The 15,913-nt window shown below is 72.9% G+C and carries 16 protein-coding genes and 1 pseudogene; 10 read left to right on the plus strand and 7 right to left on the minus strand.

Annotated elements, in window-relative coordinates; translation table 11 throughout:
• Positions 1-493: 493 nt before the first annotated feature.
• The gene (locus tag IO29_RS11590; protein WP_051707821.1) at positions 494-1,462 is read right to left on the minus strand and encodes a hypothetical protein; all 969 of its coding nucleotides are present in this window, start codon (positions 1,460-1,462) and stop codon (positions 494-496) included.
• A 238-nt stretch (positions 1,463-1,700) separates the two neighbouring features.
• Here IO29_RS11590 and dapE point away from each other — a divergent pair, with 238 nt between their 5' ends.
• Both dapE and IO29_RS11600 read left to right on the plus strand, forming a co-directional pair.
• Positions 1,701-2,780, plus strand: a complete 1,080-nt coding sequence (gene dapE / locus IO29_RS11595; RefSeq protein ID WP_030381029.1) for a succinyl-diaminopimelate desuccinylase — start codon at positions 1,701-1,703, stop codon at positions 2,778-2,780.
• Between the two features lie 82 nt (positions 2,781-2,862).
• The gene (locus tag IO29_RS11600; protein WP_030381028.1) at positions 2,863-3,621 is read left to right on the plus strand and encodes an LOG family protein; all 759 of its coding nucleotides are present in this window, start codon (positions 2,863-2,865) and stop codon (positions 3,619-3,621) included.
• A 139-nt stretch (positions 3,622-3,760) separates the two neighbouring features.
• On the opposite strand, the gene folP is transcribed toward IO29_RS11600, so the two are convergent.
• Positions 3,761-4,621, minus strand: coding sequence for a dihydropteroate synthase (folP, locus tag IO29_RS11605; protein ID WP_030381027.1), 861 nt, complete (start codon positions 4,619-4,621; stop codon positions 3,761-3,763).
• Between the two features lie 172 nt (positions 4,622-4,793).
• Between folP and IO29_RS11610 the strand changes: the two genes are divergently transcribed.
• The gene (locus tag IO29_RS11610; protein ID WP_030381026.1) at positions 4,794-5,144 is read left to right on the plus strand and encodes a DivIVA domain-containing protein; all 351 of its coding nucleotides are present in this window, start codon (positions 4,794-4,796) and stop codon (positions 5,142-5,144) included.
• Complete coding sequence (locus IO29_RS11615) at positions 5,141-5,722, plus strand: DNA-3-methyladenine glycosylase I (protein ID WP_030381025.1); 582 nt, start codon at positions 5,141-5,143, stop codon at positions 5,720-5,722. The genes IO29_RS11610 and IO29_RS11615 overlap by 4 nt, the downstream gene beginning before the upstream one ends.
• A 99-nt stretch (positions 5,723-5,821) precedes the next feature.
• Here the strand turns inward: IO29_RS11615 and IO29_RS11620 are convergent, their stop codons facing one another.
• Positions 5,822-6,625: a 2-cyclohexenylcarbonyl CoA isomerase gene (locus IO29_RS11620; RefSeq protein WP_030381024.1), complete on the minus strand. Its 804-nt coding sequence runs from the start codon at positions 6,623-6,625 to the stop codon at positions 5,822-5,824.
• A gap of 406 nt (positions 6,626-7,031) precedes the next feature.
• On the opposite strand from IO29_RS11620, the gene IO29_RS36510 reads away from it, so the two are divergent.
• Complete coding sequence (locus IO29_RS36510) at positions 7,032-7,199, plus strand: DUF3117 domain-containing protein (protein ID WP_003966491.1); 168 nt, start codon at positions 7,032-7,034, stop codon at positions 7,197-7,199.
• Between the two features lie 100 nt (positions 7,200-7,299).
• On the opposite strand, the pseudogene IO29_RS36515 reads toward IO29_RS36510, so the two are convergent.
• Positions 7,300-7,859 (minus strand): annotated as a pseudogene (locus IO29_RS36515) (O-methyltransferase); the annotation flags it as partial.
• A gap of 228 nt (positions 7,860-8,087) precedes the next feature.
• On the opposite strand from IO29_RS36515, the gene sigE reads away from it, so the two are divergent.
• The 5 genes from sigE (at position 8,088) to IO29_RS11645 (ending at position 12,437) form a co-directional block, all read left to right on the plus strand.
• Positions 8,088-8,864 carry an RNA polymerase sigma factor SigE gene (sigE, locus tag IO29_RS11625; RefSeq protein WP_199806879.1) on the plus strand — a complete coding sequence of 259 codons (777 nt, stop codon included), beginning with the start codon at positions 8,088-8,090 and terminating at the stop codon, positions 8,862-8,864.
• On the plus strand, positions 8,861-9,793 hold the full coding sequence (locus IO29_RS11630; RefSeq protein ID WP_030381022.1) for an anti-sigma factor family protein: 933 nt from the start codon (positions 8,861-8,863) through the stop codon (positions 9,791-9,793). Before sigE ends, IO29_RS11630 begins: the two co-directional genes overlap by 4 nt.
• A 68-nt stretch (positions 9,794-9,861) precedes the next feature.
• Entirely contained in the window at positions 9,862-10,827 is a 966-nt protein-coding gene (locus tag IO29_RS11635; protein ID WP_078853530.1) for a S1C family serine protease, read from the plus strand.
• 232 nt (positions 10,828-11,059) lie between these two features.
• Positions 11,060-11,503: a sec-independent translocase gene (locus IO29_RS11640; protein ID WP_030382409.1), complete on the plus strand. Its 444-nt coding sequence runs from the start codon at positions 11,060-11,062 to the stop codon at positions 11,501-11,503.
• Positions 11,504-11,780: 277 nt separating this feature from the next.
• A complete protein-coding gene (locus tag IO29_RS11645) occupies positions 11,781-12,437 on the plus strand; it encodes a hypothetical protein (RefSeq protein WP_030382410.1) in 657 nt (218 codons plus the stop codon).
• A gap of 194 nt (positions 12,438-12,631) precedes the next feature.
• Here the strand turns inward: IO29_RS11645 and IO29_RS11650 are convergent, their stop codons facing one another.
• The 3 genes from IO29_RS11650 to IO29_RS11660 are packed head-to-tail and all read right to left on the minus strand — an operon-like array spanning position 12,632 to position 15,717.
• A complete protein-coding gene (locus tag IO29_RS11650; protein WP_030382411.1) occupies positions 12,632-13,765 on the minus strand; it encodes an Mrp/NBP35 family ATP-binding protein in 1,134 nt (377 codons plus the stop codon).
• A 43-nt stretch (positions 13,766-13,808) separates the two neighbouring features.
• The gene (locus tag IO29_RS11655; RefSeq protein ID WP_030382412.1) at positions 13,809-14,447 is read right to left on the minus strand and encodes a DUF1003 domain-containing protein; all 639 of its coding nucleotides are present in this window, start codon (positions 14,445-14,447) and stop codon (positions 13,809-13,811) included.
• The gene (locus IO29_RS11660; RefSeq protein WP_030382413.1) at positions 14,437-15,717 is read right to left on the minus strand and encodes a magnesium transporter MgtE N-terminal domain-containing protein; all 1,281 of its coding nucleotides are present in this window, start codon (positions 15,715-15,717) and stop codon (positions 14,437-14,439) included. The genes IO29_RS11655 and IO29_RS11660 overlap by 11 nt, the downstream gene beginning before the upstream one ends.
• Positions 15,718-15,913: the final 196 nt, after the last annotated feature.

The following is a 15,913-nucleotide window of genomic DNA, read 5'->3' on the forward strand; positions in this document are numbered from 1 at the left end:
AAAACGGTGGGGAGCCGGTGCGATTCGGCAGTTGATCGCCCCGGGTCGGACGCAGTGACTACCGCTTCAGGGCCCTGAAGGTTGCGGCGGAACACGGTAAAGAGTTGGCAATGCATCGCATTATCGGGCGGGCGGAAATGCGGGCAAAAGAGTCATCGGGAAAGGGGTGCGGATTCCCCGTATCCCTTTCCCCGCAAGGGATTTCAGCGGTGCGCGGCGGGCGCGCCCAGGGCCCTCCGGCAACCCGTCGTCACCCGCCGGCGTGACCCCGCCGTGTCGCTCCCAGGGCTGAAGACCCGTACGACTGCCCGAGACGGGCGCACGGCCCGGTGGCGGCCGGCTCCCGGGCGTCCGGGCCGCCGTCGGTCCCCGGGTGGCCGAACTGCCGTCGGTTCCCGGGCGGCCGGACTGCCGTCGGTCTCCGGGTGGTCGAACTGCCGTCGGTCTCCGGGTGGTCGGGCTCCCAGTCGGTCCCCGGCCGACCGCTCCGTTCTCAGTCCCCGGTGGCGATCCGGACGACCCCCGCCACCGAACCGCCCGCTGCCCCACCCCCGTTCTTCGCGTCCTCCCCGACCCCGGCGCCCTGCCGGGGTCTTCCGACCGTCCGCCACTCGTCGGCGGAACCGCCGCGCGACCACTCCCGGCCCGCGTAGGACACCTTGGCGATGTGCAGGGACGAGGAGTTGGCCACCGCCCAGTGCGCCAGCTCCCAGCCCTCCCGCCGCGTACCGCCGGACGGTGCCCCGCGCGGCACCGGCACGGTCACGGAGGCGGGCGCGTGCCGGGCACCCCGGCCGGCGGCGGCCGGGGTAGCCGTGACGGAGGCCCGCACCTGTGCCGCCGCCGGCCGGAGCACGTCCCGCCCGAAGTCCCGTACGAGCGCCGCGCGGACCGCGTCCGGGCCGCCGTACGGGGTCGGCGCCGGGCGCCCCTCGCAGGTGAGCGCGGCCGCCGAGTGGCCGGTCAGCGCGGTGGCGAGCACTCTGGCGTCCGGTTCGTGCCTGGCGTACGCGCGGGGGAAGCCGCTGCGCTGCACCCGCTGGGCGGCCACCGTCAGCGGCAGCTCCGCGTACCCCGGCACCTCGACCAGGTGGTCGTAGAACGCGCCCGCCGCGTACGCCGGGTCCATGATCTGTCTCTTCGTCCCCCACCCCTGTGAGGGGCGTTGCTGGAACAGGCCGAGCGAATCCCGGTCCCCGTGCCCGAGGTTGTGCAGCCCCGACTCCTGCAACGCGGTCGCCAGCGCGATGGTGACCGCCCGCTCCGGCAGGCCCCGGGCGGTGCCCACGGCGGAGATCGTCGCCGCGTTCTCCGTCTGCTCCGGCGTGAACTCGTACGACTTCCCGCTGCCGTGCCCCGCCACCACCCGGCAGCGGGGCGCGCCCCCGCCCCCGGCCAGGTACTGCACGGTCAGATAGCCCGCGAGAGCGGTCAGCACGGCGAGCGCCGCCCCCCAGCGCAGGAGCCGGCCACGCCGGAGGAAGCCGGGGGAGGGACGGTGGCCGGGAGCGGCCGGGCGGGCCGGGGAACGGGCTGAGGAGAGGGCCGGGGAGGGGGATGGGGAGAGGGACGGTTCTGACACGGCGTACAAGGTACGCGACAGTACGCAGTCACGAGGGAGCCTGTGGACAACTTCCGGAACGGTCCGTTCCGCCGGTCGCGGCAACGGCCCGCGCCGTCGCCCGCGTTAGGGTCGGGCCATGCACGACACCCCGCTCGACCTCACGCTGGACGCCGCGCGGCTCACCGCGCGACTCGTCGACTTCCGCTCCGAGAGCGGCACCGAGAAGCCGCTCGCCGACGCGGTCGAGGCCGCGCTGCGCGCCCTGCCGCACCTCACCGTCGACCGTCACGGCAACAACGTCGTGGCCCGGACGGAACTGGGCCGCTCCGAGCGTGTCGTCCTCGCGGGCCACATCGACACCGTCCCCATCGCCGACAACGTCCCCTCGCGGCTGGACGAAGACGGCGTGCTGTGGGGCTGCGGCACCTGCGACATGAAGTCGGGCGTGGCGGTCCAGCTGCGCATCGCCGCGACCGTCCCGGACCCCAATCGCGATCTGACCTTCGTCTTCTACGACAACGAGGAGGTCGCCGCCCACCTCAACGGCCTCCGGCACGTGGCCGAGGCGCGCCCCGACTGGCTGCGCGGCGACTTCGCCGTACTGCTGGAGCCCTCCGACGGCCAGGTCGAGGGCGGCTGCCAGGGCACCCTGCGGGTGCTGCTCAAGACCTCCGGCGAGCGCGCCCACTCCGCGCGCGGCTGGATGGGCTCCAACGCCATCCACGCCGCCGCCCCGATCCTGGCCCGGCTCGCCGCCTACGAGCCGCGCTACCCGGTGATCGACGGCCTGGAGTACCGCGAGGGCCTCAACGCCGTCGGGATCTCCGGCGGCGTCGCCGGCAACGTCATCCCGGACGCGTGCGTGGTCACCGTCAACTTCCGCTACGCGCCCGACCGCAGCGAGGAGGAGGCGCTCGCGCACGTGCGGGAGGTCTTCGCGGACTGCGGGGTCGAGGAGTTCACCGTCGACGACCACAGCCCCGGCGCACTGCCCGGCCTCTCGCACCCCGCCGCGGCCGCCTTCATCGAGGCCGTCGGCGGCACCCCGCAGCCCAAGTACGGCTGGACGGACGTCTCCCGCTTCAGCGCGCTCGGCATCCCCGCGGTCAACTACGGCCCCGGCAACCCGCACTTGGCCCACAGGCGCGACGAACGCGTCGACACGGCGAAGATCCTCGCCGCCGAGGAGCGCCTGCGCGCGTGGCTGACGGCATGACCGGACATGCGTGGGTCCCCCGCCGGTAACCCGTGTGGATCTAGGCTGAAGTGGTACGACCGGTCGAGCGGAGGGAGCGCGTATGCCTACCGGCAACCCCGAGGGCAAGAAGGTGCCACCGGACGAGACGCGTGAGGGACCGGTGCTCCGCAGGCGGGGCCAGGTGCAGGAGAGCACCACGGACCAGCGGCTGCTGGACGAGCGCGCGCCGACCGACTGGGTCCACACCGACCCCTGGCGGGTCCTGCGGATCCAGTCGGAGTTCATCGAGGGCTTCGGCACCCTGGCCGAACTGCCGCCCGCGATCAGCGTGTTCGGCTCGGCCCGGACCCCGGTGGACTCACCGGAGTACGAGGCGGGCGTACGGCTCGGACGGGGCCTGGTGGAGGCCGGCTTCGCGGTGATCACCGGGGGCGGGCCCGGGGCGATGGAGGCGGCCAACAAGGGCGCCTGCGAGGCGAAGGGCGTCTCGGTCGGCCTCGGCATCGAGCTGCCCTTCGAACAGGGTCTGAACCCGTACGTCGACGTCGGCCTCAACTTCCGCTACTTCTTCGTGCGGAAGATGATGTTCGTCAAGTACGCCCAGGGCTTCGTGGTCCTCCCCGGCGGCCTCGGCACCCTCGACGAACTCTTCGAGGCGCTCACCCTCGTCCAGACCCGGAAGGTCACCCGCTTCCCGATCGTCCTCTTCGGCAGCGCGTACTGGGGCGGCCTCGTCGACTGGCTCCAGAACACCCTCATCGCCCAGGGCAAGGCCTCCCAGACAGACCTGACCCTCTTCCACGTCACGGACGACGTGGAGGAGGCGGTGGCACTGGTGTCGAAGGAGGCGGGAAGGTAGCAGCGCCCTGAAGAGGGGCGCGGGGAACTGCGCAATCCTTTACGGGGGTCCGGGGGGGCGCAGCCCCCCGGGGACGGGAAGGGCAGGGGCGGCGGGGGCGAAAAAATCCGCCCCCGGGAACCGGCCCCCGGCGGAGCCGTCAGGCAAGCCCCCGCCGCGCAACCGCCGGTTCCGCCCACCCGGCGATCGCGGACACCATGTCCAGCACCTGCCGCGTCTCCGCCACCTCATGCACCCGGTACACCCGCGCCCCCAGCCACGCCGACACCGCCGTCGTCGCCAACGTCCCCACCACCCGCTCCTTCACCGGCCGGTCCAACGTCTCCCCCACGAAGTCCTTGTTGGACAACGACACCAGCACCGGCCACCCCGTCTCCACCATCTCCCCCAGCCGCCGCGTCGCCTCCAGACTGTGCCGCGTGTTCTTCCCGAAGTCGTGCCCCGGGTCGATCAGCACCGACTCCCTCGGCACGCCCAGCGACACCGCCCGCTCGGCCAGCCCGAGCGTCACCCGCAGGATGTCCGCCATGACGTCGTCGTACGTCACCCGGTGCGGCCGCGTGCGGGGCTCGGCACCCCCCGCGTGCGTGCACACCAGCCCCACCCCGTACCGCGCCGCGACCTCCGCCAGCCCCGGATCGACGCCGCCCCACGCGTCGTTGAGCAGATCCGCCCCCGCTTCGCAGACCGCCTCGCCGACCTCGGCCCGCCAGGTGTCGACGCTGATGACCACGTCCGGGAAGCGCCGCCGCACCTCCGCGACGAAACCGACCGTCCGCCGGGCCTCCTCCTCCGCCGTGACCTCCTCGCCGGGACCGGCCTTGACCCCGCCGATGTCGACGATGGCGGCGCCCTCCGACACCGCCTGCTCCACGCGCGCGAGGGCCGGCTCGTCGCGGAACGTCGCTCCCTGGTCGTAGAAGGAGTCCGGGGTCCGGTTGACGATCGCCATGATCACCGGCTCGTGCTCGCCGAATTCACGCCCGCCCAGCCTGAGCATCCCCTGTGACCTCTTCCCGTACGTCCGCTTTGTTGACCGCCTGCGACCCTAACTGTCGGACCCGCATGGCACGATCGGACGCGAGCAGTTCCCAGACCCTCGGGACAGCAGTTCTCGGACCTTCGAGACAGCAGTTCCCAGACCTCACGAACCGAGAGCGTGGACCCCGGCGATGTTGATGTTTCTGTTCCTGGTCGTCGCGCTCGCCGTCGTGGTCGCCGCGGTGACACTGGCCGTGGTGGGCGGCGGCGAGAGCGCGGCCCTGCCCGAGGCGGCGCCGGAGCGGCTGATGGACCCGCTGCCCCCGGACCGGCCGGTGAACAGGGCGGACGTGGAGGGCCTGCGCTTCCCGCTCGCCGCCCGCGGCTACCGCATGGCCGACGTCGACGACGCGCTCGGCCGCCTCGGCGCCGAGCTCGCCGAGCGGGACGCCCGCATCGCCGACCTGGAGTCCGCGCTGGCCGGTGCGCGTACGGCCGGTCCGGTGCCGCTGGACAAGCCCGACGAGGAGGGCCGGCGGTGACCGCCGGCGAGGCCCTGGCGGGCGCGGACGGCCGCTTGCGCTGCCCGTGGGCGCTGTCCACCGAGGACTACGTGAAGTACCACGACGAGGAATGGGGCCGGCCCGTCCACGGCGACGACGCGCTGTACGAGCGGCTCAGCCTGGAGGCGTTCCAGTCGGGGCTGTCCTGGATCACGATCCTGCGCCGCCGCGAGGGGTTCCGGGCGGCGTTCGCCGACTTCAAGATCGCGGCGGTGGCGGAGTTCACGGAGGCGGACGCGGAGCGGCTGCTGGGGGATGCGGGGATCATCCGGAACCGGCTGAAGATCGATGCGACGCTCGCGAACGCGCGGGTGCTGGCGGAATGGGCGCCGGGGGAGCTGGACGGGCTGATCTGGTCGTACGCGCCGCGGGGGGAGGGACGGGCGGTGCCGGAGACGCTCGCCGACGTGCCGGCGGTGACACCGGAGTCGACGGCGCTGTCGAAGGCGTTGAAGAAGCGGGGGCTGCGGTTCGTGGGCCCCACGACGGCGTACGCGCTGATGCAGGCGTGCGGCCTGGTCAACGACCACCTGGCCCGGTGCGCGTCCCGCGGGTGACCCCGCGTCCCCCCAGGGGCGCGGGGCCGAGCCGCATGAAGGGGCGGGAAGGGCAAGCGCGGCGGGGGCGAGAAGAAACCCGGGGGAGCCCCCCTCTCCTCACCGCCCCATGAACTTCGGCTCGCGCTTCGCCGTGAACGCCCGGACCGCCGCCGCATGGTCCTCCGACGAGCCCGCCCGGGTCTGGAGTTCGTCCTCCTTCTCCAGTGCCTCCGACAGCGAGTGCGACAACCCGAACGCCACCGACTCCTTCAGCGCCGCGTACGCCAGCGTCGGCCCCTCGGCCAGCCCCCGCGCCACCGCCGCCGCCTCCGCCCGCAGCTCCGCCCCCGGCACCACCCGGTTCGCGATCCCCAGCTCGTACGCCTCCTGCGCCCGCACCTTCCGCGGGAACATCAGCAGGTCCATCGCCCGCCCGGGCCCCACCACCCGCGGCAGCGTCCAGGAGATCCCGGAGTCCGCGGTCAGCGCGACCGCCGCGAACGACGTGTTGAACGACGCCGTGTCCGCCACGATCCGGTAGTCCGCCGCCAGCGCGAACCCGAAGCCCGCCCCCGCCGCGACCCCGTTCACCGCGGCGACCACCGGCTTCGGCGCCCCCGCGAGCGCCCGCACGATCGGGTTGTAGTGCTCCCGCACGGTGGACATCGTCCGGTCGTCCCCGCTCTCCCGGTCCGCGGCGAGGAGGTCCTCGTGCTCCTTGAGGTCCTGGCCCACGCAGAACGCCCGCTCCCCGGCCGCGGTGAGCAGAATCGCCCGGACGGCCGAGTCCGCGGCCGCCGAGCGCGCCGCGTCCCGCAGTGCCTCCTTGGCGACGACGTTCAGCGCGTTCATCGCCTCCGGGCGGTTCAGCACGATCGTCGCGAGCCCGTCGTTCACCTCGTACAGCACGGTGTCGGCCATGGCGTCCCCTCGATGCAGGTCGTAGTGCGGTCCGGTGCGGCAGCACGACGTACCCGCCGGTATGTCCGGCCCGTACGTCCGCTCCGAAGGACAGCATGGCGGAGTTCTCCCGCGTCCGACCGGCGGGCGCATGTGACCTGCGTCAAAGAACCGGGCGGCGGGTCCGGCACCGAAACGGGCCGCCGGGCGGCGAAGTATCGCAGCAGCATCGCCGAATTGAGTGGTTTTGCTCGCGCGCGTTGCCCAAGCGATGCCGACTGATGTTGGTCATCGGGTCCTGAGATGCGGGATAATGGCCAGGAAGCAATGTGTTCGATGCCGGTGTCGTGTGTCCTTCGAGGGACCGCGTGCCCTTTCGCGGGGGCCGTCGGCTGACGATGACCTGGTTTCAGGAAGGGGTACGAGCATGGCGGCCATGAAGCCGCGGACGGGTGATGGCCCGCTCGAGGTGACCAAGGAGGGGCGGGGCATCGTCATGCGCGTTCCGCTCGAAGGCGGCGGCCGGCTCGTCGTCGAGCTGACCCCGGACGAGGCCGACGCGCTCGGCGACGCCCTCAAGAAGGTCGTCGGCTGACGCGCGAGCGGCCCTTATCCCCTTCAGCGGCCCAGGCATCGACACGACGACGCCTGGGTCGCTCCCTTTCCCCGTCCCGCTCCCGGTTCCTTTCCGGGCCGGCTGCGGGCAGGCCGTCGCCCACCGGCAGCAGCGACGGCACCAGGTCCTGGCTCTCCCGCACCGCCCGCAGCAGCTCCCGCAGCCGGACCACCTCGGCCGGCTGCGGACCGGAGTCGATGGTGCGGCCGTCGGCGAAGACGCCCTCGAAGACGACGAGCCCGCCGGGCCGCAGCAGGCGCAACGATTCAGCGAGAGCCGGGGCAGCACGTCCAGGGCGCGGCCGGGGATGAACCGGGCCCGGTTGCTGGCGAAGCCGGCCGCGCGGAAGGCCTGCCGGGCGAACTGCTGGCGCTCCGGCTCCGGGTCCACCGTGGTCAGCACGCCGTCCGGGCGCATGCCGTGCAGCAGATGGATGCCCGACACGCCGGTGCCGGTGCCGATCTCCGCCACGGCCTTGGCGTCCACGGTGGCCGCGAGCAACCGCAGGGCCGCACCCGCGCCGGGCGACACCGAGCGCAGCCCTGCCTCCCGGGCCCGCTCCCGGGCCCAGTGCAGCGCGTCGTCCTCGGCGACAAAGGCGTCGGCGAACGCCCAGCTCGTCTGCCGGTTGGCGGTAATGACCCTCTCCTGTCCCCGTTGTTGCCTCGGCGTGACTGTATCCGTTGGCGTCGGGAACCCGCAGATGGGACCGGGCGTTAAAAGGGGCGAGGAAGACGACGGGGGAGTGAGCGGGGGCAGGAGATGACGAAGTGCGCCGAGCAAGTGCTGACGCAGCCGTATGAGCCGGATCAGCGCGTATCAAATTCTCGTAAAACCGCTTATCCGGAGCTAACGGGCGGGGTGGCTATGGTAGGGGCTCCACTGGACACCACCAGAGCCGACAGGGGAGGTGCGGCCGCGCCCGAGGAACGGGGAGGAGCGTTTCGACGACTCCTCGGCTCGGCGGGCAGGCCGAAATCCGTGACCAACACCGCTGACCGCATCCAGGCTGCCGACTCCGCTCAGACAGCGACCTTCTCCTCTGAAGCGGACTCGCAGGCGTGGACTCCGCCCACCTGGGAGGAGATCGTCAGCACGCACAGTGGCCGTGTCTACCGGCTCGCCTACCGCCTGACGGGCAACCAGCACGACGCCGAGGACCTCACCCAGGAGGTCTTCGTCCGCGTCTTCCGCTCCCTGTCGACATACACGCCCGGCACCTTCGAGGGCTGGCTGCACCGCATCACCACCAACCTGTTCCTCGACATGGTCCGCCGCAAGCAGCGCATCCGCTTCGACGCCCTCGGGGACGACGCGGCCGAGCGGCTGCCCAGCCGCGAGCCCACCCCCCAGCAGGTCTTCAACGACGCGCACTTCGACGCGGACGTGCAGCAGGCGCTCGACACCCTCGCGCCCGAGTTCCGCGCGGCCGTCGTCCTGTGCGACATCGAGGGCCTCTCCTACGAGGAGATCGCCGCCACGCTCGGCGTCAAGCTCGGCACGGTCCGCTCCCGGATCCACCGCGGCCGCTCCCAGCTGCGCAAGGCGCTCGCCCACCGGTCGCCGGAGGCGCGTGCCGAGAAGCGACGCGGGTTCGCCTTCCCGGGAGTGCCCGCGCTGGGAGGAGGGGGCGCGACCGCGTGAGTGGATCACGTCGTCCCACACCGGCCGAGCAGCATCTGGGCGACCGGCTCTCCGCCCTGGTGGACGGAGAGCTCGGTCATGAGTCGCGTGAGCGCGTCCTGGCGCACCTCGCCACCTGTGCGAAGTGCAAGGCCGAGGCGGACGCCCAGCGGCAGCTGAAGAGCGTCTTCGCGCAGGCCGCGCCGCCGCCGCCCTCCGAGAGCTTCCTGGCCCGCCTCCAGGGCCTGCCCGCCGGGGGCGACCCCGGCGACGGCGGCTCGCCGTTCGGCGCCACGGGTCCCGGCGGGGCCGGGGGCGCGCGCGGTAGCCGTCCGGGGCGGGTCTCCCCGGAGACCGGGCTGTTCGGCGTCTCCGCCGACCCTTTCCGCTACGTCCCCTCGGGCGCCCACGCGACCGCGCTGTCCCCCTCCGAGGGCCACGCGCTGTCCGGGGACCCCGGCGGTGACCGCGGCTTCCGCATCGCCCATGTGGGCCGGCCCGAGGAGCGGCCGGCCTCGCGCGGGCTGCGGTTCGCGTTCGTCGCGGCCGGGGCGGTGTCGCTGGCCGCGATCGCCCTCGGCGGGGTGACCGCGGGGAGTCCCGCGGACACGGCGTCGGAGGCGCGGGGCGGGGCGGGAGCCGGCAGCAACGTCAGCCCCGCGCAAACGGCGGGTGCGACGGCGGCGACGTCCGAGGGGCGCCGGCGGCGCACCGGGCCGCTGCTCGCGCAGGGCAGGCGGATGCCGGAGGGGTCGGCTGCGGTGTCCGTGGACGCGCCGTTGTTGCCGGGAGCCGGGGGCGCTCAGGCGCAGGGGGTGTCCCAGGTGCTGACGGCGCCGGTGGAGGCGGTCGCCGTTTCCCCGCTGATCCGTCCCCTGGCGGCGACGCCGCCGTTTCCGCTCGGGACCTGGCCCACGACGCCGGTCCTGACGCCACCGCCGCTGCCCTGACGGGGGTGAGGAAAGGTTCGGAGGGCGACCCTGGTTGAATCCGGTCGCGCCCTTCGATGGAGGACACCATGAACCAGGACGGCGACCTCGAACCGGACCTCCCCCAGCCGGCCGTCACCACCACCCCCGCCCCACAGCCCTGGCACCGCTACGACCCCTGGTCCCCCACCCCCTTCCAGCACGCCCCCGCACCCCCGCCCAGCCGCCCGCAGCCACAACGCCGCACACTCGTCGCCACCACCCTCGCCGTCCTCCTCCTCTCCGGCACCGCCGGCCTCGCCACCGGCGCCTACCTGGAGCACGAGAACCTCCGCGCCACGCTCCCGGAGACCGGAGGGGACACCCCGGCCCGCCCCGCCCGCAGCGTCACCGACATCGCCGCCCACGCCCTCCCCGGCGTCGTCACCCTCCACGTCAGCGGCGTCGGCGAACAGGACACCGGCACCGGCTTCGTCTTCGACACCCACGGCCGCATCCTGACCAACAACCACGTCGTCGCCCCCGGCGACTCCGACGGCGGCGAGATATCCGTGACGTTCACCGACGGCCGCACCGCCCGCGCCACCGTCGTCGGCCGGGACGCCCACTCCGACCTGGCCGTCGTCGAGGTCGAGAACGCCCAGGGCCTCACCCCGCTCGCCCTCGGCGACTCCGACGACGTCCGCGTCGGCGACCCGGTCGTGGCGATCGGCGCCCCCTTCGACCTGCCGGGCACCGTCACCTCCGGCATCGTCAGCGCCACGAAGCGCTCCGTCACGGCGGACGGCGAGAAGGGCGAGGACGCCGACGTGTCGTACACCGACGCGCTTCAGACCGACGCCCCGATCAACCCCGGCAACTCCGGCGGCCCCCTCCTCGACGGCCGCGCCCGCGTCATCGGCATCAACTCCGCCATCCGCGCCGCCGACGGCGACTCGGGCGCCGAGGAGGGCCGCAGCGGCTCGATAGGGCTCGGCTTCGCCATTCCCGTCAACCACGCCCGGCAGGTCGCCGAGAAACTGATCGCCGAGGACCGCGCCGGGGGCGCCGGCTGAGCGCCGCCGAAACCGCACAGGACGCGCAGAACGCACAGGAACGGGGCGAATGCCCCGCCCCACAAGGGGCACAGCAGGGCGAACGCGGCGTGTACATGCGGTACAGCGGCCCGGGCAGTACCGGTGTCCGGGTGTCGCCGGGTACCGTGGACCCGGCCCGGACCACGGAGGACGCGACCAGAAGGCCGCTGACGGACTGCCCGAGGGCCGCGGACATCGCGAGGAGCTTCAGGTGTTCAATGACATAGGACCGTTCGAGCTGGTGACGATCGTCGTCCTTGCTGTGCTCGTCTTCGGTCCGGACAAGCTCCCGAAGGTCATCCAGGACACGATGCGGACGATCCGCAAGATCCGCGAGTTCTCGGAGAGCGCCAAGCAGGACATCCGCAACGAGCTCGGCCCGGAGTTCAAGGACTTCGAGTTCGAGGACCTCAACCCCAAGACGTTCATCCGCAAGCAGCTGGAGAACGACGAGCTGGGGCTGAAGGAGATCCGCAACGGCTTCGACCTGAAGAAGGAGATGGCCGAGGTCGCGGACGCCGTGCACAGCGAGCCCGAGGCGGCGGGCGCCGGCGCGGGGGCCTCCGGTGGCAGCGTCGACATGCGGAAGAAGCCGGAGCTCACGAAGAAGGCCACGCCGGAGGAACGGCCGCCCTTCGACGCGGACGCGACCTGACGGCGGTCCGGCCGTCGCCGGTGACCATGGCGCGGCCGGCGTGTCCGTCGCCCGGCCCGCGTACGCCGTGCGCCCCGCGTGCGCCCCGGCCCGCGTGTCGGGCCCCCGGCCGGCGCCCGTACGACGTGCACGAGGCCGTACGCGCCGGGTGTTTCCCGGCCGCCCGGAGAGCTGTGGCTATGCTGCCCAGTTGTTGTGCGGACCAGAAATGAGCGAGGACGCCCGTGGGGGGCGGGCCGCTCGGGTCCCGCCAGGAACTGAGGAGGCGTCCGGGTACATGGAGACGACGAGTCGGGTGGGCGCGCAGGCGCCGGCCGCGGAGGACGGACAACAGGTCCCCTCCGCCCGGCGTACGGTCGACGGCTACCTGCGCGCGCCCTTCCCTTGGTACGGCCTCGACGAGGCGTTCACGGGCCCGCGCTGGCTGATGCAGGTGGGTACCGCCGCGGACGGCGCGGTGGAGCACGGTTCGATCGGGCACGGCGACGAGCCGTCCATCCGTCATGAGACGACGGAGGACGAGAAGGAACGGTTCGCGGTCGTGGTGACGGTCGCCGCGCACCCGGGCCGGCGCAGCCCGGACGGCACCGGGCAGCTGGAGGCCACGTCCGTGTCCTCCGCGGCCTGGCTCGCGGGCGCGGGGCTGCTGACCTGCACCTGGCCCGGACAGCTGGACCACACGCTGCGGGACGACTGGCTGGAGCAGCAGACCGAGACGGCGTGGATCCTCGCGGACGATCTCGACGGGCCTGAGTGGTCCTCGCTGTCCCTGCCGGTGGACGGCGTGCCGACGCCGTTCCACTACCGGGAGTCCGAGTACGGCTGGGTGCTGGCCGGCTCCACGGAGCAGGGGGTGCACGTGGGGGCGTACGGGCGCGGGATGAGCGCGTACGGGTTGGGCTTCGCCGTCGCGGACATCGGCGCGTACGCCTAGCGGTGAGATGCGGCGGTAGCGGGGACGCGCCCTCCCGCCGTGGGGGCTGTGCGGCAGTGCGCCTGCGGGCCGGATTGGGTCGCTCGCGCAGTTCCCCGCGCCCCTTTGGGGCGCGGGTGTCGCCGCATGGGATCAGCGCGCCCCCTGGCGCAGTCGCCGTAAGGCGCGCAAGGGGGCTTGCCCTCTGCTGAGCCCTAGAACTTGTTCTTCGGGGTGATGCCCAGCGTCATGCCGGCCAGGCCGCGCTGGCGGCCGCCCAGCTTGCCGGCGATGGCGCGGAGCGCGGCGCCGGCGGGGGAGTCGGGGTCGCTGAGGACCACCGGCCTGCCCTCGTCGCCGCCCTCGCGCAGGCGGACGTCGATCGGGATGGAGCCGAGGACGGGGACCGTGGCGCCGGTGGTGCGGGTGAGGCCGTCGGCGACCGTCTGGCCGCCGCCCGTGCCGAACACGTCGACCATCTCGCCGCAGTGCGGGCACGGCAGGCCCGACATGTTCTCGACCACGCCGACGATCTTCTGATGGGTCTGCACGGCGATGGAACCGGCCCGCTCGGCCACCTCCGCCGCCGCCTGCTGGGGCGTCGTCACGACGAGGATCTCGGCGTTCGGCACCAGCTGGGCCACGGAGATGGCGATGTCGCCGGTGCCGGGCGGGAGGTCGAGCAGGAGGACGTCCAGGTCGCCCCAGTAGACGTCCGCCAGGAACTGCTGGAGGGCGCGGTGCAGCATCGGGCCGCGCCAGACGACGGGGGCGTTGCCCGGGGTGAACATGCCGATGGAGATGACCTTCACGCCGTTGGCGGAGGGCGGCATGATCATGTTCTCGACCTGGGTGGGACGGCCGTCCGCGCCCAGCATGCGCGGCACGCTGTGGCCGTAGATGTCGGCGTCGACGACGCCCACCTTCAGCCCGTCGGCCGCCATGGCCGCCGCCAGGTTGACCGTGACGGAGGACTTGCCGACGCCGCCCTTGCCGGAGGCCACCGCGTAGACGCGGGTGAGGGAGCCGGGCTTGGCGAAGGGGACCTCGCGCTCGGCCTGGCCGCCGCGCAGGGCGGACGCCAGCTCCTTGCGCTGCTCGTCGCTCATCACGTCCAGCGTGACGTCGACCCGGGTGACGCCCTCCACGCGGGAGACCGCCTCGGTCACGCCCCGGGTGATCGTGTCGCGCATCGGACAGCCGGAGACCGTCAGGTACACGGTCACGGCGACCGCGCCGTCCGCGCCGATCTCCACCGATTTGACCATCCCCAGCTCGGTGATGGGGCGATGGATCTCGGGGTCGTTCACCGTCGCCAGTGCCTCGCGCACCGCGTCTTCCGTAACCATGTCCACGATGGTACGGCGCCGTACGGGGCCCTCGGGCGGTGCGTCAGCGGTCTTCTGCGTCACGTCCGCGCCCGGGGGCGGGCGGGAGCCGGTCAGGCGCCTGCGGGAGGCCCCGGTGACCGCCTGCGGGGCCCTCGGCGTGGTGCGCCGGATGGCCGTCGCGGCGGTCCTCCAGTTCCTTGACGAGGTCCTGGAGTTCGGAGCGGATCCAGTCGCGGGTCGCCACCTCGCCGAGCCCGATGCGCAGCGCGGCGATCTCGCGCGTCAGGTACTCGGTGTCGGCGATCGAGCGCTCGTTCTGCTTGCGGTCCTGTTCGAGATTGACCCGGTCGCGGTCGTCCTGCCGGTTCTGCGCGAGCAGGATCAGCGGGGCGGCGTACGAGGCTTGGAGGGACAGCGCCAGGGTCAGGAAGATGAACGGATACTCGTCGAACCGCAGGGAGGTGGGCGCGGCGACGTTCCAGACCACCCACAGGATGATGACGACCGTCATCCAGACGATGAACCGCCCGGTGCCCAGAAAGCGCGCGATGCGTTCGGACAGGCGTCCGAACGCATCCGGGTCCCATTCCGGCAGCAGCCGGCGGCGCGGCGGGCGCGGCTGGTCCAGCCGGTTGCGCGGACGGGTGCTCGCGGTGGCGCCCACGGGAGTGCGCTCACGTGCCTCGCGGTCAGGAGTCACCGGGCGCCCCCTCCCCGAGGTGGAACTCCGTCTCGCGCCAGTCCTCGGGCAGCATGTGGTCCAGGACGTCGTCCACCGTCACCGCGCCGAGGAGCGAGCCGGACTCGTCGACGACGGGCGCGGCCACCATGTCGTACGCGGCGAAGAACCCGGCGACCACGGGCAGCGCGTCGTCCGGGGCAAGCGACTGGAGATCGTCGTCGATGATCGAACTGACGAGCGTGTACGGGGGGTCGCGCAGCAGCCGCTGGAAGTGGACGGTGCCGAGGTACTTGCCGGTCGGGGTGTCGTCCGGCGGCCGGCATACGTACACCTGTGCGGCGAGTGCGGGGGAGAGGTCCCGGTTCCGGACCCGGGCGAGCGCGTCGGCGACGGTGTCGTCGGGCCTCAGAATGATCGGCTCCGTCGTCATCAGACCGCCGGCCGTGTGCTCCTCGTATGACATCAGCCGGCGCATGTCGGCCGCGTCTCCGGGCGCCATCAGGCTCAGCAGCCGCTCCTGGTCGTCCTCGGGAAGCTCGGCGAGCAGGTCGGCGGCGTCGTCGGGGTCCATCGCCTCCAGGACGTCCGCGGCGCGCTCCTCCTTCAGCTTGCCGAGGATCTCGATCTGGTCGTCCTCGGGCAGCTCCTCCAGGACGTCGGCGAGGCGGTCGTCGTCCAGGGCGGCGGCGACCTCGGCGCGGCGCTTGGCGGAGAGGTGGTGCAGGACGTTGGCGAGGTCGGCGGGGCGCAGCTGTTCGAAGGTGGCGAGCAGGTTCTCGGCGCCCTGCCCGTGCTCCTCAAGGGAGAACCCGGTGACGGCGGACCACTCGACGGTGAGGGTCTCGCCCCGGTTGCGGCGGAAGGCGCCGCTCCGGCCGCGCTTGCGGACGAAGACACGGTCGATCTCCCAGTCCCGGCGGGCGGGGAGCTGCTGCACCGACAGGTCCAGGACGGTGACGTCCTCGCCGCCCTCGACCAGCGTCACCCGGCGGTCGAGCAACTCGCCGAAGACCAGCCGCTCGGTGGGGCGCTGTTCGAAACGGCGCACGTTGAGCACGCCGGTGGAGATGACCTGACCGGACTCGATGCTCGTCACACGGGTCATGGGCAGGAAGATACGGCGCCGGGTCGACAGCTCGACGACCAGCCCGAGCAGCCGCGGGGGGAGCCGGCCGACCCGGAACATGACGACCAGATCGCGGACGCGGCCCACCTGGTCACCGGTCGGGTCGAAGACGGCGACGCCGGCGAGGTGCGAGACGAAGATCCGGGGGGCGCTTGCCGCCATTCGCGCGCCTCCTTCTCGTGCTGTGCGTCCTGTGCGTGCCGTGTGCGCCGTGCGCACTGTGCGCTTCTCGGCCTGTCCTGTTCCCGACTGCCCGCTGAGACCGGGTTCAGGCTAGCCGGTACCGGTACGGAACGCCCTGGTGAGGGGTCCGGACGGACTGGCTCCGGTACGGGCCCGGCGCACCGGTACGCTGCGG

This window comes from Streptomyces sp. NRRL F-6676 (assembly GCF_000725625.1).
Classification (GTDB): Bacteria; Actinomycetota; Actinomycetes; order Streptomycetales; family Streptomycetaceae; genus Streptomyces.

What these genes read in the sequence shown, in the direction of transcription:
- IO29_RS11610 (WP_030381026.1), top strand. Translation starts at nt 4,794, where the DNA reads ATGTTGATGTTTCTGTTCCTGGTCGTCGCGCTCGCCGTCGTGGTCGCC.
- IO29_RS11650 (WP_030382411.1), bottom strand. Translation starts at nt 13,765, where the DNA reads ATGGTTACGGAAGACGCGGTGCGCGAGGCACTGGCGACGGTGAACGAC.
- IO29_RS11600 (WP_030381028.1), top strand. Translation starts at nt 2,863, where the DNA reads ATGCCTACCGGCAACCCCGAGGGCAAGAAGGTGCCACCGGACGAGACG.
- IO29_RS11620 (WP_030381024.1), bottom strand. Translation starts at nt 6,625, where the DNA reads ATGGCCGACACCGTGCTGTACGAGGTGAACGACGGGCTCGCGACGATC.
- IO29_RS11660 (WP_030382413.1), bottom strand. Translation starts at nt 15,717, where the DNA reads ATGGCGGCAAGCGCCCCCCGGATCTTCGTCTCGCACCTCGCCGGCGTC.
- IO29_RS36510 (WP_003966491.1), top strand. Translation starts at nt 7,032, where the DNA reads ATGGCGGCCATGAAGCCGCGGACGGGTGATGGCCCGCTCGAGGTGACC.
- IO29_RS11635 (WP_078853530.1), top strand. Translation starts at nt 9,862, where the DNA reads ATGAACCAGGACGGCGACCTCGAACCGGACCTCCCCCAGCCGGCCGTC.
- folP (WP_030381027.1), bottom strand. Translation starts at nt 4,621, where the DNA reads ATGCTCAGGCTGGGCGGGCGTGAATTCGGCGAGCACGAGCCGGTGATC.
- dapE (WP_030381029.1), top strand. Translation starts at nt 1,701, where the DNA reads ATGCACGACACCCCGCTCGACCTCACGCTGGACGCCGCGCGGCTCACC.
- IO29_RS11645 (WP_030382410.1), top strand. Translation starts at nt 11,781, where the DNA reads ATGGAGACGACGAGTCGGGTGGGCGCGCAGGCGCCGGCCGCGGAGGAC.
- sigE (WP_199806879.1), top strand. Translation starts at nt 8,088, where the DNA reads ATGGTAGGGGCTCCACTGGACACCACCAGAGCCGACAGGGGAGGTGCG.